The following is an 18639-nucleotide window of genomic DNA, read 5'->3' on the forward strand; positions in this document are numbered from 1 at the left end:
TTCACGCGGGCCGCCCGAGCGCGGCGGCGAGCATCACGGCGTCCCCGGCGATCATCATGCGGCGGGCACCGACACGGTCCCCTACGGCCCCACCGAGCAGGAGGAGGACGGTGCGGGGCACGGTGACGGCGGTGAGCACGAGCGCCGCCGTCCGGCCTCCGTGGGCGCTCGCCGCCCACCCGAGGGCGAAGGTCGGGGCCGCGTCGCCGGCCAGCGACGCCCGGGTGCCCGCGAGCCAGAGCAGGTAGGGCCGGGGCAGGGCCGGCCGCCGACCCGGTGGGACGGGCCTGACGGGCGTGGTGGTGCCGGTGTTCCGCATGACGGGCGACCTTAGGGCCCTCCAGTTGGTCGAGGGCACGCCGTCCGCGCTCTCACCGTCGGCGGACGACCGCCAGCAGGACGAGGGACGCGGCCTGGATCGCGGCCACGACCGTGACGAGCGCGGGGATCGACGTCTGGTACAGGGCGCCGGTCAGGACGCCGCCGGCCAGGGTGGCCGCGCCCGTCACGGCCGCGAAGACGCCGTAGGCGGTGGCGCGGTGGGGCGTCGGAACGAGGTCGGCGATGGTGGCGCGGAGGGTCGCCTCGCCGAGGCCGGTGGCCGCGCCCCAGAGGAGTGCGCCCGCGACGACCGCCCCGAGGGTGTCCGTGAAGGCCAGCGCGGGGACGACGGCAGCCAGCACGGGCAGCGCCAGAAGGACGCGCGGGCCGACGCGGTCGTACAGCCACCCGGCCACCAGGGCCGCCGCCGCGTCGGCGAGCATCGCGCCCGCGTACAGCACCGGGATCAGCGAGACGGCGATCAGGTCGCGCTGGACGAGGTGGTAGGAGAGCAGGCCGAAGGTCGTGAAGCCCGTCATCGTGGTGGCCGTGAAGGCCGCGTAGACCCAGAACACCCGTGGCAGGCGACGCGACCTGGGCTGCTCCCGACGGGCTTCCGGCACGGTGGCGGGCTCGTACACCGCCGGGTCCGGCACGCGGGTGCGCAGCCACCCGAGCAGCACCAGCGCGGCCGCACCCGGGATCGCGAGGACGCCCAGCGCCGGGCCGTACCCGCCGCCCGCCGCCAGGACCCCGGCGACGGTGAGCGGTCCGACCACCGCGCCGACCTGGTCCAGCGCCTCGTGGACGGCGAAGCCCCGGCCGCGGCCGGTCGCGGCGGCGGCGTGCGAGAGCAGCGTGTCCTTGGCCGGGGAGCGCACGGCCTTGCCGACCCGCTCCGCGACGACGAGCACGCAGGCCGGCACGAGCGCCCCGACGACACCGAGCAGCGGCACGGACACCACGGTGAGCGCGTAGCCCGCGATCGTCAGCGCCCAGAAGCGCCCGGTGCGGTCGGCCAGCGGGCCCGACACCAGCCGCAGGCCCAGCGCCGCCGCCTCCCCGGCGCCCGTCACCGTGCCGACCACCACGGCGGAGGCGCCGAGCGAGGCGAGCAGCGGGCCGGTCACCGACCGGGCGCCCTCGTACACGAAGTCCGCCAGGAGGCTGACGATGCCCCACCAGACGACGAACCGCCACGGTCGCATCAACCCGGCGTGTCCGCTCACCCGCTGACGATCCGCCGTCCGGTGACGTCGTCCGGCCGGATCCGCACCCACAGCGGGCGGTCGCCGCCCGCCCACGGGGCCGAGCCGGGCAGGCCCGCGAGGTGGCGGAGCTCCTCCTCGTCCGTGACGTGGTGCGCGGTGCCGAGCACGAGGACGGTCCAGCCGCGGCCCAGGTACTCGTCGAGGTGGTCGACCTGGAAGGACGCCTCCGCGTCGTCCGCCGGGTCGGTCGCGCTGCCGCCGGCGGTGCGGTAGGCGACCGTGTGCCGGTCCACCACGAAGTTGACGGGGTACACCACCGGGCCCGGCCGCACCGGCAGCCCGACCCGGCCGACCCCGTGGGTGCCGACGAGCTCCCAGCACTCCGCCTCGGTGAGATCGAGCAGCCGTGGGCGCGGACCGGGCGCGCCCTGCCCGGGCGGGGCGTCGGAGCGGCCCTCCACGAGGGCCTCCCTGGTGGTTCCGAGCGCGGCCGCGATGCGGACGAAGCCACCCGGGTCGAAGGACGGGCCGGCCGTCAGCAGGTGGCGCAGGTAGTTCGGCGCCATCGCCGCGCGCCGTGCCAACTCCTCCTCCTCGATCCCGAGTTGCTCACGCCTCTCGGTGATCCGGCGGGCCGCGGCGGCCGGGTCGGGTTCGACGGCGGGGGTGTCGGTCACGGTGGCGGCTCCTCGGCTCTGCTGGTCCGGACGGCTCCCGGCTTCCTCGGCTCAGGCGGGCCCCGGCACTGGCGCGGGCCCATCCAACCGCCCGGCCGCCGCCAAGTCGAGCACGGCCGGGCCACCGTGCGTGTCGCCGCCCCGGGTGCCCCGAGTGCCCCGGAGCGGCTACTCCGGCCGTGTGACCGCCGCCACTCCGGACCGCCCCGGTTCACCCCCGGTTCAGCACGGGAGGAAGAATCGTTCACCTCTCCCGTCTAAATTCTTCACCCCGGGGATCATCAGGCCCCCGAAACCCGCGTCGAGTGCGGGCCTTGTTGAACGAGGGGAAAAGAAGAGATGCTCCAGCGGAACCGCCGGTCCAGCAGCCTTGCCCTGAGTGCGGTGGCACTGGTCGGCGCCCTGTCGCTGACGGCGTGCGGCAGCGACGACAACAACCCGACGACCACGGCGAGCGGCTCCGCGCCCGCCACCGGCGCGTCGATCAGCTGCGGCAAGAACGGCTCGCTCCTCGGCGCCGGCTCCACCGCGCAGGCCCCCGCGATCGACGTGTGGAAGAACCTGTACGCCGCGTCCTGCTCGGGCACCACCGTCAACTACAGCGGCGGCGGCTCCGGCGCGGGCGTCCAGCAGTTCAACCAGGGCAAGGTGCAGTTCGCGGGCACCGACTTCGCGCTCAAGCCGGCCGACGTCGACGCCTCGAAGGCGGTCTGCACCGGCGGCAAGGCGATCGACCTGCCGATGGTTGGCGGCCTCGTCTCGCTGGTCTACAACGTCGACAACCTCGACAACCTGGTCCTGGACGGCCCCACCGCCGCCAAGATCTTCGACTCGCAGATCACCAAGTGGAACGACCCGGCCATCGCCGCCCTCAACCCGGGCGCCAAGCTGCCGGACGCGGACATCCAGTCCTTCCACCGCTCGGACGACTCCGGCACCACCTTCAACCTGACCTCCTACTTCGCCAAGACCTCCGGCGGCGCGTGGAGCGCCGCGCCGGACAAGGCGTGGAAGGGCAAGGGCGGCCAGTCCGCCAACGGCAGCGCCGGCGTCGCGGCCCAGATCAAGCAGGTCAAGAACTCGATCGGCTACGCCGAGCTGTCCTACGCCCAGACCAACAACCTGAAGAGCGCCCAGATCGGCACCGGCGCCGCCAAGCCCGTCGCCGCCACCGCCGCCAACGCCGCGGCCACCCTCGCCAGCTCCACCGTCGTGGGCGCCGACGGCGACCTCGCGCTCTCCCTGGACTACGGCACCAAGGCCGACAACGCCTACCCGATCGTCCTGGTCACCTACGAGATCGTCTGCGACAAGGGCAACAAGGCGGACACCCTCGACACCCTCAAGGGCTTCCTGACCTACACCGCCAGCGACGCCGCCCAGAAGGCGGTCGGCGAGAAGGGCTACGTCCCGATGCCCGCCGCCATCGGCGACAAGGTCAAGGCCGCCGTCACCAACCTCGGCTGACCCCGCGCACGTCCCACCGGCACCGCCGGCCCCGCACCACAGGGGCCGGCGGTGCTGCCGTCTTCCCTCCCGGCCGTCTTCCCTCCGGGAGGCATCGGCGGCAGGCTGGTCCCCGGGAGGGTGACATGACGTGGATCGGACCCAGCACGGCCCCCGAGGTGACGGTGCCCGACGTGGTCGGGCTGCTCGTGCCGCAGGCGCGCAAGGTCGCGTGGGAGGCGGGCCTCGCCATCGCGAGCGGTGACCCGGACGGCCCGCCCGTCCGCGCGCTGACCTGGCCGGGCGTGTGGGTGGTCACCGCCCAGCACCCGGCGCCCGGCGCGAAGATGCGCCGCCAGGGCTCGCTGGTGGTGGAGTTCGAGGAAGTGCACGACGACGAGGACGGGCCGCAGCGCCCGCGTTAGCACAGGGAACGAATCCAACGAATCCCCTTCCTCCTTCGGGGGGTGCCACCGGGAGGAAGCGGGAGCCTTGGGCGCGCGGACGCTCAGGCGCGTCCGCGGGTGGCACCGGGCGCGAGGGGAGCGGTGACGGCCCAGCCCGCGGCCAGCGAGTCGACGAACTCGCCCAGCAGCTGGCCGACGTGCTGCGCCGCCGCCCAATGGGTCACCAACTGCTCACGCGGGACGTCGAGTTCGCGGTGGACGGCGGTCGGAGCGGTCTCGCAGTACTCGCGCTGGAGGCGGAGCCGGTCGCGAAGGTCCCCGGAGCGCTTGCCGGTGATGACGATCGTGGGCACGTCGGCGCGGGGCAGCCGGCCCTCGTGCCGCAGGAACCGGGCGCGGGCGCCGCGCCACTCGCGCCGGACGGCCGCGCAGGTGCGGGCGTCGGCGTGGAGGCGCAGGACGACGCCGTCCGGGGACGCGCTCGCGGGGCCGGGGTCGACGCGGCTGAGCGGCTCCCCGGGGTGGGAGGGGTCCACGAGTCCGAGCGCGAGCACGTGACCGGGCAGGCGGCGGGCGGCGGTGGCGGCGAGGTAACCGCCGAGGGAGTGGCCGACGAGCACGACGGGCCGGTCTCCGGCGACGTGCCGGACGAGGTCGGCGAGGTCGGCGGCGGCTGTGTCGATGTCGAAGTGCCGGCCACCGGTGTAGCTGCTGCGGCCGTAGCCGGCGCGGTGGTACGTCACGACCGGTCCGGTTGCGGCGAGTTCGCGCAGGAGCCACTCGGCGTGGCCGGCGCCGTCGCCGAGCGCGCCGTCGAAGACGACGACCGGGGCGAACGGGTCGGCCTGGGCGTCGTCCGCCGGCCGGCGCACGCGGTAGGCGAGCACGTTGCCCGCCATGGTGGTCATGGTCCGCTCGTCGGCGGGGTCCGCCAGGACGGCGCGGCGCCGCCGCACGGCCTCGACGGCCTCGCCCGCCAGCACCCCGGCGAGGACGGCGGCGGCGAGGACGGCGGATCGGCCCAGCACGGCGGGCAAGGAGGCGGCAGGCCGGAAGCGGTGCGGCAGACGGGCCATGGCGGAGGTCCCTTTCCCGGTACTGGCCGAGCGGAGGTGATACCGGCCCGGGTGCGCCCCGCACCCGCCGACGGGGGTACGGCAGGACGGGGCGCACCCGGGGTCCGGTGGCGGCGACCGGTGCGCGGCGAGGCGCGGGTGGCTCGGTCGCGTCCGGCGCCGGGCACCAGCATTCGCCACCCGCCGCCGCACTGTCAACTGGCATGGATCAACTGTGTCCTGAGGTTCATCCTGGCTGAATCCGCCGGGCATCGGAGGCATCCGCCACCGGGGCGCGCGGGGCTGCCGCTCACGCCCGCCGAGAGCTCCTGTCACCGCCAGGCCGCGCGCAGACCGCGTTCGGGCCCGCCCTGCCGCGCTCAACGCCCCGACGGGGCACCGCCGTTCCGCCACACCGGCGGCGTCCGGAGCGTAACGATTCGTCAAGGCCCCTTCCGCTCCCTGTCGGACGTCACACCCCGGGCGCATACTGTGCTCCGCGGCTCGCACCCGTGCGACAGGGCCACTCCGGTCCCGGCGCGGGCTGCGCCGCGACGGGGGAGGTCGCAGCACCGTGGCGTTCGTCGTACTCATCGTGGTCCTGGCCCTGTTCTGGCTCGTCACCGGCGTCCGCGTGGTCCAGCAGTACGAGCGCGGGGTCGTCTTCCGGCTCGGCCGGGTGCGCGCCCGGGCCCGCCAGCCCGGGCTCACGCTGCTCATCCCGGTCGTCGACCGCATGCGCAAGGTCAACGTCCAGGTCGTCACCATGCCGGTGCCCGCCCAGGAGGGCATCACCAAGGACAACGTCTCGGTCAGCGTCGACGCCGTCCTGTACTTCCGCGTCGTCGAGCCGATCAAGGCCACCGTCGACGTCCAGAACTACGGCTTCGCGATGCTCCAGGTCGCCCAGACCTCGCTGCGCTCGATCATCGGCAAGAGCGAGCTCGACGACCTGCTCTCGGGCCGCGAGCAGCTCCACCGCGGCCTGGAGATCATGCTGGAGAGCCCGGCCACCGGGTGGGGCGTGCACATCGACCGGGTGGAGATCAAGGACGTCACCCTCCCCGAGACCATGAAGCGCTCGATGGCCCGCCAGGCCGAGGCCGACCGCGAGCGCCGCGCCCGCATCATCACCGCCGACGGCGAGTTCCAGGCCGCCTCCAAGCTCGCCGAGGCCGCCACGACGATGGAGCGGACGCCGGCGGCGATGCAGCTGCGCCTCCTCCAGACGGTGGTCGAGGTGGCCGCCGAGAAGAACTCCACGCTGGTCCTGCCGTTCCCGGTCGAGCTGCTGCGCTTCTTCGAGGGCGCCGCCGCCAAGGCCTACGCGGCGGCGCCCGACTCCCCTGCGGACGACTGAGCGCCGGCGGCCGCCGTCACGGGCGGACGATCGGCAGCAGGACCTCGTCCACGATCGCCTCCGGCTCCAGCCGCACGGGCGCGCCGCCGCACATCTTGATCCGGTAGAGCATCAGCGCCGGGACGACGTCGGTGACCAGCGGCGTCACGGCGGCCGGGCGGACCTCGCCGCGGGCGGCGCCCCGGGCGAGGACCTCGGCGATCAGCCGGGTGGTGGGCTCGACCACGCGCGCCAGCACGATCTCCAGGAAGGCGTGCGCCCGCTCGTGGTCCAGCTCGCTCATGACGGCGCGGACGGCCGCGCCGGACTCGCTGAACATCGCCGCCCGCAGCCGGGTGACCACCTCGACGAGGTCCCCGCGCAGGCCGCCGGTGTCCGGGGCCGGCCCGGCCGGGGGCAGGCTGGCGCGCAGGGCGTCCATGACCAGCTCCTCCTTGGACGACCAGCGGCGGTAGAGCGCGGCCTTCCCGGTCTGCGCCGCCGCCGCGACGCCCTCCATGGTGAGCCGCGCGTAGCCGTCCGTGACGAGCTGCTGGAGCGTGGCCGCGAAGATCGCGCTCTCCAGCACCTCGCCGCGCCGGCGCAGCGGGCCTGTCTCGGCCGCTCCGCGCGTGGCCTCGGGTTCGGCCGACATGACGGCACCACCTCTCGCTCTCCGCTCCCCGGATCCACCTCCGATTTTAGTGAACGAACGCGTTCTCTCCTACTGACCCGTCTTCGACGCGTTCGCGCCTCCCGGGGCGATGTGGACGCCTATGCTCGCCGGATGGAGTCGAACGGGACCTTACAGCCGTGCGAAGTACTGGTGGTGGGCGCGTACTTCGCGGACCTCGTGTTCCACGGACTGCCCCGCCCGGTGGAACCCGGCGGCGAGGTGTTCGCGGACGGTTTCGCGTGGGTGCCGGGAGGCGCGTACACGCCCGCGATGGCGCTGCGGCGGCTCGGACGGGACGTGGTCTGGAGCACGGACTTCGGCACGGACGCCTTCAGCGCGCAGGTGCTGGCCGGTGCCCGCCGCGAGGGCCTGGACGCCTCCGCCTTCCGCCACCACCCCGGGCCCGTGCGGAGCGTGACCGTCGCGATGGCGTACCCCGGCGACCGCGCTCTGGTCAGCTTCCAGGACCCGGTCGAGCCCGCGCCGCTCGTCCCGTTGCTACGGCGCTACCGGCCGCGCGTCCTGATGGTGCCCCAACTGCGCTGGGACGACGCGATGGTGGCCGCCGCCGGGGCCGCCCGGCGGCTGGGCACGCAGGTGGTCATGGACTGCCACGACTCCCCCGCGACGCTCGACGATCCGGCGGTCCGCCGGATCCTCTCGCTGATCGACGTCCTCACTCCGAACTCCGCCGAGGCGCTGCGCCTGTCCGGCGCCGCCGGCCTTGAGGAAGCGATCACCGAAATCGCCCGTCTGGTGCCGACCCTGGTGGTCAAGCGCGGCGCGGACGGCGCCACCGCCGTGCGCGGCGGCGAGCGCCACGACGTCCCGGCCGTCCCGGTGCGGCCGGTCGACACCACGGGCGCCGGGGACTGCTTCAACGCGGGCCTCGTCCACGGCCTCCTGGACGGCCTGGACCTGCCGGACTGCCTCGCGGCGGCGGTGGTCTGCGGAGCGGCGGCGACCACCGGCCCCGGGTCGGACGCGGCCCTGCGCGCGGACGAACTCGCCGCCCGGCTGCCCCTCGAGGCGGCGCCGCACACCTGAGGTGAACACTTCACACCGCTGAGTGATCGTGCTAGCGTCCGGCGGATGTCACGGATGTCACCCGTCACGAGGGTTCTGGTCACCGATCTGGACGGCACGTTACTCGGCGGCACCCGGGAGGAACGCCGCGGGCTGCGCGACGCCCTGGCCCGCCACCCCGAGGTGACCCTCGTCTTCGCCACCGGCCGCGGCCTCGCCTCCGTGCGCGACGTCCTGCGCGACCCGCTCGTCCCGCGCCCGCGCTGGATCATCGCCGACGTCGGCGCCACCATCGCCGACGGGACGGACTTCTCCCCCGTCGACCCCCTCCTGGAGCAGCTGCGCGCAGGCTGGCCGGGACCGGCCCGCATCCGCGCCGCGCTGCGCCGCTTCCCCGCCCTCACCTACCAGTTCGGGGTCGCCCAGGAGGGCCGCTGCTCCTACCACGTCGCCCCGGAGCGGCTCACCGCAGAGATCACCGACGCCGTCCGGGCGCTCGGCTGCGGCTGGGAGTACTCGGCGGGCCGCTACTTCGACGTCCTGCCGTCGGGGGCGTCCAAGGGCAACGCGCTGCGGGCCCTCGCGGGAAAGCTGGGCTGGGCACCGCAGCAGATCCTCGTGGCCGGCGACTCCCTCAACGACCTGTCGCTGTTCGGGACCGGCGCGCACGGCGTGGTCGTCGGCGGCGCGGAGCCGGCACTGCTCGACGCCGTCGCGGGGGACCCGCTGGTCCGCCGCCCCCGGCAGACCGGCGCCGCCGGGATCCACGCGGTGCTCCAGGACCTCGGCTGGGTCGACCCCGACCCGGACCGCCCCCGCCGCCGGCACGACGTGGTGGTCGCCTACCACCGGCCGCCGATGCACTGGACCGGCACCAGGTGGCAGCCGCCCAGCAGCCCCAACGGCATACTCCCCACGCTGACCAGCGCGTTCACCGACGGACTGCCGGGGGTGTGGGTCACCGCGCTGGCCGGCGGCGACCGCGAGGCCGCCCGCCCGCACCCCACCGGACTGCCGCTGTCCCTCGTGCCGCTCAGCACGGAGCAGTGGACCGGATACTTCCACCGGGCGTGCAAGGAGACGCTGTGGCCGGTGCTGATGTCCGAGCCCGGGCGCACCGTGCTCGACCGGCAGGCCTGGGCCGCCTACCGGGCGGTGAACGCGCGGTTCGCCGAGCACATCACCGCCGAGGCCGCGCCCGGCGCCACCGTCTGGCTCCACGACTACAACCTGTGGCTCGTCCCCGGCCTGCTGCGCGGCACCCGCCCCGACCTCAGGACCGGGCTCTTCCACCACACCCCGTTCCCCACGCCCGAGGTCTTCGCGACCCTGCCGGTGGCGGCCGAACTGCGCGCCTCCCTCGCCTGCCTGGACTGGGCGGGCTTCCACACCGACGCCTTCGCCGAGCACTTCCGGCGGACGCTGGGACGGCGTGCCCCGCGCACCGAGGTGCACCCGCTGGGCGTCGACCGGGCCGCCGTCGAACGGCTCGCCCGGCTGCGCAGGCCGCGGCCGCGCCCGGCCGCCGAGCGGGTGGTGCTCTCGGTCGAGCGGCTCGACTACGCCAAGGCGCCGGTCCAGAAGGTCGACGCCCTCGAGCACCTGCTGGAGCGCCGGCCCGAGCTGCGCGGGCGGCTGGTCTTCCGGCTGGTGTGCCCGCCGCCCGAGCCCGGCATCACCGCCTACGACACCACCCGCCGGCAGCTGGAACAGCGCGTCGCCGAAGTCAACGACCGCTGGCAGCACGGCCGTTGGCGGCCGGTCGACTACCTGCCGGGCAGCCTGTCCGCCGCCGCGGTCGTCCACGAGTACCTCGCCGCGGACGTGTTGTGGGTGACGTCGTTCCAGGACGGGATGAACCTGACGGCCAAGGAGTTCGTCGCCGCGCAGGCCGCACTGCCCGCCCGCACCCCGGGCGTGCTGGTGCTCTCCCGGCACGCGGGCGCCGCGGCCGAGCTCGGCGACGCGGCCCTCCTCACCGACCCGCACTCGCCGGAGGACCTCAGCACCGTCCTGTCCCGGGCCCTCGCCCTCTCCGCGGCCGAACGCCGCGCCCGCATGGAGCGCCTCTCCGCACTCCTCGGCCGCGAACGGCCCGCGGACTGGGCGGCGCGGATCGTCCGGGCGATCCGGGACTCGGCGCCGGAGGCCGTCGCCCCCCGTACGGGTGTCAGTTGACCCAGTCGAGCCAGAACATGAAGCACTGCTGGAACGCGCCCGGCGCGCCGGCGCCGAAGGCGACCACCATCGCCTGACCGATCGCGACGTCGGTCGGGTCGACACCCGGCGACCACGCGATGGCCGCGTCGAGGCCCGGGATCGAGCGGAACGGGGAGTAGGCGCTCAGGCCGCTGCGCGCCCGCCCGATGACCGCGCCGTCGCGGCGCAGCTCGGCCCGGCACAACCCGGTCGGCCGCAGCTCGTAGCCGCGGGCGCCGACGAGGGCGGTGCGGGTGCGGGCCTTGCGGCGAGGGTCCCAGCCGCGGCTGCCCCGGACCGTCGGCACGTGGTGGCCGTTGATCGACAGGGCGCCGTGCTCGCGGTCCGGCACCGCCGTGACGGTGGGGATGCCGGCACCGGTCAGCCGGACGATGACGGAGGGCCAGCGGTCGTGGCTGATCTGGAGGGGCCCGAACGGGCTGTCGGCCACGCGCTGTTGCGACAGGTCGACCTTTCGGCGCTGTGCGGGGGCGGACATGTGCTGTCGACTCCTGGGTCTGCTGGGGTGTCTCCGGGCCCGGACGGGGCTGGGGCAGCCTACAGCGCCGTCCGGCGGCCCCGTCGGCGGGGCCGGACCCGCTCAGGTGCAGGCCGCGCCGGACGCCTGCCAGTTCGCGGGGTCGACCATGACCGTGGGGACGATCGTCTCGTGCGGGAGCTCCTTGTGTTCGCGCAGCCGGTCGGCCATCTGCTGGACGGCGAGCGCGCCGACCTCGGCGCCCTTGATGAGGAGCGCCGCCCGCATCGCCGCCGGTCTGCCGGTGCGCCAGTCCTTGCAGGCCAGGTACGCGCCGATGCCGATGCCGACGACGTTCTCGGGCCCGAAGCCGGCCTCGGCCAGGGCTTTGATGCCGCCTTCGACGTCCTCGTCGTTGCAGCCCCACACCACCCAGTGCCGGACGCCGGGGCTGCCGGTGAGGGCGTAGGCGGTCCGTTTGCGGGCGTCGTCGACGGTGTTGGCCGCCCACACCTTCGCGTTCTTCAGGACGGCGCCGGCGTGGGCCGAGAACGCCTGGGTCGCCGCGTTCACCCGGTCGCGGCAGACCGGGATGTCGTCGTTGGCGATGGACAGCGTCCAGGTGTCGGCGGGTTTCCAGCCCGTCCTCCCGTACTCGATGGCCGCGCGTTCGCCGACCGCCGCGCCCATGGCGCCTCCGTCGAACCCGACGCGCGGGACGAGTCCGTTGGCGAAGCACGCGCCGGGGTCGGGGTAGTCGGCGCAGAGCTGGTCGTCGGTGGAGAGCAGCGGGACGTCGGCGCGGCGGGCGAGGGAGACGAGGTCGGGGCCGACGGACGGGTCGGGGACGACGGCGATGAGGCCGCCGGTCTTCCTGCCGACGGCCGTCCCGGCCTCCTTGAGGGCGCGGTCGCGGTCGTTGCCGAGGTCGACGACGGTCAGCTCGACGCCGAGTCGGGCCGCCCTGGCCCTGGCCCCGGCCGCCTCCTCGACGAAGTAGCCCTGGTCGCCCTGCTTCTGCAGGAACGTGATGGTCAGCGGGCCGTGCGCCGCCGGGTCGGGCGGGTCCGCCGAACAGCCCGTCAGCACGAGGGTCAAGGCGGCGACGCCGGACGTGCACAGGCGCAGGCGCATGGGCTGCTCCAAGGTGGGGGGCTTGGTGATTTGAACGTTCAAACACTCATAAACGAACGCGATCGAACGTGGCGGTGACAGGAAACGCCACGTTCACCTGCCCGTCAAGCCCTGACGTCCAGTGAACTTGCTGCCGATACCGCCTTGTTATCGCGCAGAACCCGCCTCTTGAGCCCGGCCGGGTGGAACCACTAGCCTGCGCCTGGCCCTGTTGGGATCCGATCCCATCCAGTCATATTCCGACATGATCAAACAGATTCCAACAGGCGTTCGCTCTGGCGACCCCAACCGCCCCCACCCTTGGAGCACCGATGCGCCCACGCATGCCCGGATCCCGACGACTCGCCGGCGCGCTGCTGTCGCTCGCCCTCGCGGCCTCGAGCCTCGGCGCCCTCGCGCTGACCGCGGCGACCCCCGCCGCCGCCCTCGACAACGGCACCGCCCTCACCCCGCCGATGGGCTGGAACTCCTGGAACTCGCTCGGCACCGACGTGAGTGAGCAGCAGGTCAAGCAGACCATCGACTTCATGTCCGCCAACGGCCTGGTGGCGGCCGGCTACGACACCGTCACCATCGACGACGGCTGGTCGCTGTGGCACCGCGACGGCCAGACCACCGACATCGTGCGGACGTCCTACGGCTCGATGCAGCTCTACGACGCCGCCGGGAACCCGGTCGCCGGCACCGACGGCACCGGCAACGACCCGACCTCGGGGCACCTCGCCCCGCGCCCGGACACCTTCCCCAGCCAGGTCGTCGACGGGCGGAGCGTCAACGGCATCCAGTACCTGGCCTGGTACGCCCACAGCAAGGGCATGAAGTTCGGCCTGTACGGCACCGACACCTACCTGACCTGCCAGATGCACCCCGGCAGCCTCGGCCACGAGACCACCGACGCGAGCGACTTCGTCTCCTGGGGCGTCGACTACGTCAAGTACGACGACTGCCCGTACGGCCCGCAGATCATCGGCCCGGACGGCCACAACTACTACACCCAGGGCGAGGGCAAGGAGCTCACCCGGTCCATGTACGCCCGGGTGCAGACGTTCCAGCGCGCCCTCGACGCCGCCTCCGCCGCGCAGGGCAGGCCGAGGGTGACCCTCAGCGTCTCCGCCCAGCCCGTGCACACCGGCGTCCCGTACCTGCTGGGCGCCGACGACCCGGCCCGCACCGACCCGGTGATCCGGGCGGCCGGAACCCCGGCGTACCGGTCCCCGGGCTACGCGCCGACCGGCGTCTGGTGCGGGCAGGTCGCCAACCTCTGCCGGATCGGCGGCGACCGCGGCAGCGACCTCAGCGGTGTGCTCTACGGGCAGCAGCTGGGCACCGCGCTGCAGTACCCGGGCAACGTCCGCCCGGGCAGCTGGAACGACCTGGACATGATGTTCACCGGCTGGCAGGACGTCTACGGCTCGTGGGGCGTCACCGACACCTGCGCGTGCCACAAGCCGTTCACCGACGACGAGTCGCGCACCGAGCTGTCGGTGCTGTCGATGACGGCCTCGCCCCTCATCTCCGGCGCCGACCTGCGCAACTACGCCGACGCCCGGCACACCGACGGCGGCGCGAGCTGGTCCACCGGCATCCCCGCCTCCGGCCTGGCGCTCATGAAGAACGCCGACGTCATCCGGATCGACCAGGACGCGCTCGCCAAGCCGGCGACGCTCGTCGGCGCCCCGCCCGCGAGCAGCACCGCCCCGGTGGTCCTCAAGCGGCAGCTGGCGGGCGGCGACACCGCCGTCCTGCTGGTCAACCAGGACCCGAACAACTGGCAGATGATCGGCAGCACGCTCGGCTCCCTCGGCCTGACCGGCGGCCACACGTACAAGGAACTGTGGACCGGTGCCACCGGCACCGTCGCCGCCGGCGGCACCGTCGGCGGCACCTGGGTCGCCCCGCACGGCGTCGCGATGTTCCGCCTCACCCCGCAGGCCGCGTTCACGCCGGCGGCGGTGATCGGCGACGGTGCCTACCACGCCGTCAGCGCCGGCGGCACCGGCGGCCAGGCACTCGAGGTCCAGGGCACGTGCGGCGCCGCGGACGGCGCGGCCGTCGACGTCAACACGTGGTGGAGCACGCACACCTCGGAACAGTGGAACTTCGCCGCCAACCCGGACGGCACCGTCCGCGTCACCGACAACTGCTACACCGGCACCCAGGTGCACGGCACCCTGACCGCCCCCGGCTCGCCCGGCGCGCCCGCGTACGTCACCAACGGCTACGACCCGGACAACGCGTACCAGAAGTGGCGGGTGCTCCAGAACACCGCGTCCGGCGCGCTGACCGTCACCAACGTGGCGACCGGCCTCGCGCTGGACGCCGCCGCCCCGACGGCCACGTCGGCCGTCGTCACCGACCAGCCCACCCCCGGCGCGGCCGGGCAGTCCTGGACGACCCTCTCCTGACCCCGCACCACCACCGCCGGGCGGACGCGGCCTCAACCACGTCCGCCCGGCGTCCTCATGACGTCCCGTCGATCAAGCCGGCCCGTGGGGTGCCGATGCATAACGGGAGCGTCTCGAATTGACGCGAGCGCATCCAAGACCCTTGACGAAAGTCCGGCCGGAGAGTTTCCTGTGCGAGCACGTTTGATCAAGTTCACTTCTGATCGATTGTGTTTGATTCACGCAGCGCACTCCATGCCTCATTCCCCCCTCATCTCTTCATCGGGAGTATCCGCATGTCCATTCGCCGCAACCGTGTCCTCTCCGCCGCCGTCCTGGGTTGTGTGACCCTCGTGGGCGCCGTCGGCTGCTCGACCGGTCAGGAGTCGTCCTCCGGCCCGGTCGCCAAGGTGGACGGCAAGGTCTCGCTGACCTACCTGCAGAAGCAGGGCGACCAGGAGTACTTCGTCGGCGAGGCGGCCGGCGCCAAGGCCAAGGCCGCCGAACTCGGCATCGACCTCAAGGTCGTGAACCTCGGCAACGACGCCAACAAGACGGTCAGCGAGGTCCAGTCGGCCATCGCCCGCAAGAGCAACGGGCTGATCGTCGTCGTGCCGGACCCGGCCGTCGGCCCGCAGGTCGTGCAGACCGCCAAGGACGCCGGCGTCGCCCTGCTCACCTCCGACGACCAGATCTGTGCCACCGGCCCCGCGCCCGCCTCCTGCGGCAAGGGCGACCTCGTGGCCCGGGTCGGCTTCTCCGGCGAGCAGATGGGCGGCGAGGTCGGCAAGCGGGCCGCCGCCGAGTTCAAGAAGGCCGGCTGGAGCGCCGCCGACACCCGCATCATCTCCGCCTGGAAGCAGGACGTCACCGTCTGCGGCGACCGCATCAAGGGCGCCAAGGCCGCCTTCGCCGCCGCCGGCGGGGCCGACGTCAAGAACATCGACGTCGCCACCGACAACACCCCCACCGGCGCCCAGGACAAGACCGCCGCCACCCTCACCGCCAACCCGGGCGTCAAGCACTGGGTGGTCTGGGGCTGCAACGACGAGAACGTCCAGGGCTCGGTCACCGCCCTGCAGAACGCCGGCGTCAGCCCCGACGACATCGACGGCGTCGGCCTCGGCGCCTACCTCGCCTGCAAGGACTGGACCAGCGGCAAGCCCTCGGGCATGAAGGCCGCGCTGTTCATCAACGGCAAGGACGTCGGCGCACTGGCCGTCCAGACCATGGTCGACAAGCTCAAGAACGGCAAGGACTTCCCCGTCGAGGCCTTCGCCCCCACCACCATGGTCGACGCCTCGACCTGGCAGAGCACCGGCATGACCTGCAGCTGAGCCTCCGCCCAGATCCCCCCAGCGACCCCCCAGCACCTCCAGCGAGGCACGTATGACCGCACCCGAGTCTCCACCCGGCTCCGGCTCCTCCCCCAGGCCCGCCCCGGGCCTCGTCGCCGAGAACGTCGGCAAGACCTTCGGCAGCGTCCGGGCGCTGCACGGCGTCACCGTCGACTTCCCGCCCGGCAAGGTCACCGCCCTGATGGGCGAGAACGGCGCCGGCAAGTCGACCCTGCTGCGCATCCTGAGCGGCGACCACCGCCCCACCGAGGGCCGGGTCCTGCTCGACGGCGTCCCCCTCGACCTCTCCTCCCCCACCGACGCGCGCCGCGCGGGCATCCGGATCATCCCGCAGGAGCCGGAGATCATCCCGCACGTGTCGGTCGCCGAGAACGTCTACGCGGGCAGCCTCCCGCGCCGGGCCGGACGCCGGCTCGACCGGGCCGAACTGCGCCGGCGGGTCACCGCCGACCTGGCCGAACTCGGCTTCGAACAGGTCCTCGACCCGGACCTCCTCGGCTCCGAACTCACCGCCGCGCAACGCCAACTGGTCGAGATCATGCGCGCGCTCACCGGCGCCGTGCCGCCCCGGGCGATCGCCTTCGACGAGCCCACCTCCTCGCTCTCCGAGCACGAGGTGGAGGCCCTGTTCGCCCTGATCGGCCGACTGCGCGACCGCGGCATCGCGGTGATCTACGTGTCGCACCGGATGAAGGAGATCTTCCGGCTCGCCGACCGGATCGCCGTCCTGCGCGACGGCACCCTGACCGGCGTGCTGCCCGCCGACGGGACGGACGAGCGCGAACTCGTCCGGCTCATGGTCGGCCGCGACCTGGCCGGCCTGTTCGTCCGCCAGGACGTCGCCACCGACCGCGTCGTGCTCGACGTGCGCGGCGTGAGCACCGACGACGTCCACGACGTCAGCCTCCGGGTGCGGGCCGGGGAGGTCGTCGCCCTCGCCGGGCTCATCGGCGCCGGGCGCTCCGAACTGGCCCTCGCCCTGGCCGGGGACGTGCCGATCCGCTCCGGCGAGGTCCTCCTCGGCGGCACCGCGCTGCGCCTGCGCTCCCCCAAGGACGCGATCCGCGCGGGCCTCGGGCTCGCCCCCGAGGAGCGCAAGGCGCAGGCGCTCTTCCTGCACCGGACGATCCGCGACAACACCTCACTGGTCAGCCTCGACCGGCTCCGGCGGCGGCGGTTCGTGCGGCGCGGCGCCGAGAAGCAGCTGGCGCAGGAGTACGCGGACCGGCTGCGGGTCCGTGCGCCCTCGATCGAGACCGAGGTCCGCACGCTCTCCGGCGGCAACCAGCAGAAGGTCGTGCTCGCCCGCTGGCTGGCCCGCCGCCCCGAGCTGCTGATCCTCGACGAGCCGACCCGCGGGGTCGACATCGGGGCCAAGGCGGAGATCTACCAGATCATCGCCGACCTCGCCCGCGACGGCGTCGCCGTCCTCGTGATCTCCTCCGAACTGCCCGAGGTCCTCGGCCTGGCCGACCGGATCCTGGTCATGCAGAACGGCCGGATCACCGGCGAACTCCCCCGCGCCGAGGCCTCCGAGGAGGCGATCCTCGCCCTCGCCATGTCGGAGGACCTCGCGCCCGCCGGCCCCCACGACCCCACCACCGGAGCTGCCCGATGACCGCCCCCTCCACCACCGCCGACCAGCGGCAGCAGGTCCCGGGCGGGCCCGCCCGGCCGACCGGCGCACGGGCCGTGCTGGGCGCCGTCGGTGGCCAGAACCTCATCCTGCTGCTGGCCCTCGCGGCCGTGCTCGCGCTGTTCGGCTCGCTCAACCTCAACTACCTGGGCTGGCAGAACATCCAGGTGATCGCCGAGGCGGTGACCATCGCCGGGCTGCTCGCGGTGGTCCAGACCGTGGTCATCATCTGCGGCGGCCTGGACATCTCAGTCGGCTCCCAGGCGGGCCTCGCCTCCGTGGTCAGCGCGATGGTGTTCACGTCCACCGGCTCCAGCGCCGCCTACGGCATCGGCGCGGCCGTGCTGGCGGGCGCCGCCGTCGGCCTGCTCAACGGCGTCGTGATCATCTACGGCCGGGTCAACCCGACCATCGCCACCCTGGCCGGGCTCGCCGCGTACAAGGGCGTCGCCCAGCTGATCTCGGACGGCCGCGCCCAGGGCTACGTCCTCGGCGACCCGCTGTTCGTCTTCCTCAGCCGGGGCAGGATCGCCGGGCTGCCGACGATGGTGTGGATCCTCATCCTGGTCGCCGCCGCCGTGCACGTGCTGCTCACGTACACCGACATCGGCCGCAACATCTACGCCCTCGGCGGCAACCCCACCGCCGCCCGGCTGGCCGGCATCGACCTCAACAAGTACCTGCTCTCGGTGTACGCGCTCACCGGCATGGTCGCGGCCGTCGCGGGCGTCCTGCTGACCGCCCGCACCGGCTCGGGACAGCCCACCTCCGGCAGCGAGGGCCTGGAGCTCCAGTCCATCACCGCGGCCGCGCTCGGCGGGTGCGCGCTCAAGGGCGGCAAGGGCGGCATCGCGGGGACGCTCCTCGCCGTCGCGCTGCTCGGCGCGCTGCAGAACGGGCTCACCGTCGAGGGCATCAACTCCTTCTGGCAGAACGTCGCCCAGGGGCTCCTGCTCGTCGTCGCCGTCGTCATCCAGCAGCGGCGCGGGCGCGAGCGGGCCGTCGGCCTGCCTGCCTGACCCCCCTCGTCCCCTCTTCCCCCACAAGCCCCCCAGGAGCGCCGCCTCCGTCCCCCACCGGAGGCGGCCTCCGCCACACCTACCGGGACGAACTCGCCCTGCCCCTGGAGCCGTTCACCATCCGGCGCACGGCCGACAAGCTCGAGCACCTCGCCGGCGTCGCATCGGCACGGACGCCTCCGTCACCGACGTCAGCCCCCAACACGCGGCCCAGCGCACTGCGGGAGGCGCCCCTGTGACGGATGTCATCGGCAGTCCGTGAGCGAACGCCCT

General features: G+C 73.8%; 16 protein-coding genes. 9 read left to right on the forward strand and 7 right to left on the reverse strand.

Going from position 1 to position 18639, the window contains the following annotated elements; translation table 11 throughout:
* Position 1: 1 nt before the first annotated feature.
* Genes PUR71_RS09550 through PUR71_RS09560 form a run of 3 tightly spaced genes read right to left on the reverse strand, consistent with a single transcriptional unit; the run spans position 2 to position 2209 of the window.
* The gene (locus PUR71_RS09550; protein WP_329926038.1) at positions 2–319 is read right to left on the reverse strand and encodes a hypothetical protein; all 318 of its coding nucleotides are present in this window, start codon (positions 317–319) and stop codon (positions 2–4) included.
* Between the two features lie 52 nt (positions 320–371).
* Complete coding sequence (locus tag PUR71_RS09555) at positions 372–1550, reverse strand: MFS transporter (protein WP_329926039.1); 1179 nt, start codon at positions 1548–1550, stop codon at positions 372–374.
* Positions 1547–2209 (reverse strand): pyridoxamine 5'-phosphate oxidase family protein, encoded by a 663-nt coding sequence (locus PUR71_RS09560; RefSeq protein ID WP_329926041.1) that lies wholly within the window; start codon positions 2207–2209, stop codon positions 1547–1549. The genes PUR71_RS09555 and PUR71_RS09560 overlap by 4 nt, the downstream gene beginning before the upstream one ends.
* A 339-nt stretch (positions 2210–2548) precedes the next feature.
* On the opposite strand from PUR71_RS09560, the gene pstS reads away from it, so the two are divergent.
* Together pstS and PUR71_RS09570 are read left to right on the forward strand one after the other, a co-directional pair.
* Positions 2549–3676: a phosphate ABC transporter substrate-binding protein PstS gene (pstS, locus tag PUR71_RS09565; RefSeq protein WP_329926043.1), complete on the forward strand. Its 1128-nt coding sequence runs from the start codon at positions 2549–2551 to the stop codon at positions 3674–3676.
* 125 nt (positions 3677–3801) lie between these two features.
* Complete coding sequence (locus PUR71_RS09570) at positions 3802–4080, forward strand: PASTA domain-containing protein (RefSeq protein ID WP_329926045.1); 279 nt, start codon at positions 3802–3804, stop codon at positions 4078–4080.
* An 83-nt stretch (positions 4081–4163) separates the two neighbouring features.
* Here PUR71_RS09570 and PUR71_RS09575 read toward each other — a convergent pair whose 3' ends face one another.
* Complete coding sequence (locus PUR71_RS09575; RefSeq protein ID WP_329926047.1) at positions 4164–5138, reverse strand: alpha/beta fold hydrolase; 975 nt, start codon at positions 5136–5138, stop codon at positions 4164–4166.
* A 553-nt stretch (positions 5139–5691) separates the two neighbouring features.
* Between PUR71_RS09575 and PUR71_RS09580 the strand changes: the two genes are divergently transcribed.
* Complete coding sequence (locus PUR71_RS09580; protein WP_329926049.1) at positions 5692–6477, forward strand: slipin family protein; 786 nt, start codon at positions 5692–5694, stop codon at positions 6475–6477.
* A gap of 16 nt (positions 6478–6493) precedes the next feature.
* Here the strand turns inward: PUR71_RS09580 and PUR71_RS09585 are convergent, their stop codons facing one another.
* A complete protein-coding gene (locus PUR71_RS09585) occupies positions 6494–7111 on the reverse strand; it encodes a TetR-like C-terminal domain-containing protein (protein WP_329926051.1) in 618 nt (205 codons plus the stop codon).
* A 132-nt stretch (positions 7112–7243) separates the two neighbouring features.
* On the opposite strand from PUR71_RS09585, the gene PUR71_RS09590 reads away from it, so the two are divergent.
* Together PUR71_RS09590 and PUR71_RS09595 are read left to right on the forward strand one after the other, a co-directional pair.
* A complete protein-coding gene (locus PUR71_RS09590) occupies positions 7244–8179 on the forward strand; it encodes a carbohydrate kinase family protein (RefSeq protein ID WP_329926053.1) in 936 nt (311 codons plus the stop codon).
* A 45-nt stretch (positions 8180–8224) separates the two neighbouring features.
* Positions 8225–10336, forward strand: coding sequence for an HAD-IIB family hydrolase (locus PUR71_RS09595; protein ID WP_329926054.1), 2112 nt, complete (start codon positions 8225–8227; stop codon positions 10334–10336).
* Here PUR71_RS09595 and PUR71_RS09600 read toward each other — a convergent pair.
* Positions 10329–10856: a hypothetical protein gene (locus tag PUR71_RS09600; RefSeq protein WP_329926056.1), complete on the reverse strand. Its 528-nt coding sequence runs from the start codon at positions 10854–10856 to the stop codon at positions 10329–10331. The two genes, PUR71_RS09595 and PUR71_RS09600, sit on opposite strands and share 8 nt — an antisense overlap.
* A 102-nt stretch (positions 10857–10958) precedes the next feature.
* A complete protein-coding gene (locus PUR71_RS09605) occupies positions 10959–11969 on the reverse strand; it encodes a substrate-binding domain-containing protein (RefSeq protein WP_329926058.1) in 1011 nt (336 codons plus the stop codon).
* 323 nt (positions 11970–12292) lie between these two features.
* Between PUR71_RS09605 and PUR71_RS09610 the strand changes: the two genes are divergently transcribed.
* The 4 genes from PUR71_RS09610 (at position 12293) to PUR71_RS09625 (ending at position 18366) form a co-directional block, all read left to right on the forward strand.
* Entirely contained in the window at positions 12293–14374 is a 2082-nt protein-coding gene (locus PUR71_RS09610; RefSeq protein ID WP_329926060.1) for an alpha-galactosidase, read from the forward strand.
* Between the two features lie 275 nt (positions 14375–14649).
* Positions 14650–15690, forward strand: coding sequence for a substrate-binding domain-containing protein (locus PUR71_RS09615; protein WP_329926062.1), 1041 nt, complete (start codon positions 14650–14652; stop codon positions 15688–15690).
* Positions 15691–15742: 52 nt separating this feature from the next.
* On the forward strand, positions 15743–17329 hold the full coding sequence (locus PUR71_RS09620; protein WP_329926064.1) for a sugar ABC transporter ATP-binding protein: 1587 nt from the start codon (positions 15743–15745) through the stop codon (positions 17327–17329).
* A complete protein-coding gene (locus PUR71_RS09625) occupies positions 17326–18366 on the forward strand; it encodes an ABC transporter permease (protein ID WP_329926066.1) in 1041 nt (346 codons plus the stop codon). Before PUR71_RS09620 ends, PUR71_RS09625 begins: the two co-directional genes overlap by 4 nt.
* Positions 18367–18639 lie beyond the last annotated feature (273 nt).

The sequence above is a fragment of the Streptomyces sp. SP17BM10 genome (assembly GCF_036322405.1).
Lineage (GTDB): Bacteria > Actinomycetota > Actinomycetes > Streptomycetales > Streptomycetaceae > Kitasatospora.

Coding starts and splice junctions, on each gene's coding strand:
- PUR71_RS09550 (WP_329926038.1), bottom strand. CDS start 319: ATGCGGAACACCGGCACCACCACGCCCGTCAGGCCCGTCCCACCGGGT.
- pstS (WP_329926043.1), top strand. CDS start 2,549: ATGCTCCAGCGGAACCGCCGGTCCAGCAGCCTTGCCCTGAGTGCGGTG.
- PUR71_RS09570 (WP_329926045.1), top strand. CDS start 3,802: ATGACGTGGATCGGACCCAGCACGGCCCCCGAGGTGACGGTGCCCGAC.
- PUR71_RS09575 (WP_329926047.1), bottom strand. CDS start 5,138: ATGGCCCGTCTGCCGCACCGCTTCCGGCCTGCCGCCTCCTTGCCCGCC.
- PUR71_RS09585 (WP_329926051.1), bottom strand. CDS start 7,111: ATGTCGGCCGAACCCGAGGCCACGCGCGGAGCGGCCGAGACAGGCCCG.
- PUR71_RS09590 (WP_329926053.1), top strand. CDS start 7,244: ATGGAGTCGAACGGGACCTTACAGCCGTGCGAAGTACTGGTGGTGGGC.
- PUR71_RS09595 (WP_329926054.1), top strand. CDS start 8,225: ATGTCACGGATGTCACCCGTCACGAGGGTTCTGGTCACCGATCTGGAC.
- PUR71_RS09600 (WP_329926056.1), bottom strand. CDS start 10,856: ATGTCCGCCCCCGCACAGCGCCGAAAGGTCGACCTGTCGCAACAGCGC.
- PUR71_RS09605 (WP_329926058.1), bottom strand. CDS start 11,969: ATGCGCCTGCGCCTGTGCACGTCCGGCGTCGCCGCCTTGACCCTCGTG.
- PUR71_RS09610 (WP_329926060.1), top strand. CDS start 12,293: ATGCCCGGATCCCGACGACTCGCCGGCGCGCTGCTGTCGCTCGCCCTC.
- PUR71_RS09615 (WP_329926062.1), top strand. CDS start 14,650: ATGTCCATTCGCCGCAACCGTGTCCTCTCCGCCGCCGTCCTGGGTTGT.
- PUR71_RS09620 (WP_329926064.1), top strand. CDS start 15,743: ATGACCGCACCCGAGTCTCCACCCGGCTCCGGCTCCTCCCCCAGGCCC.
- PUR71_RS09625 (WP_329926066.1), top strand. CDS start 17,326: ATGACCGCCCCCTCCACCACCGCCGACCAGCGGCAGCAGGTCCCGGGC.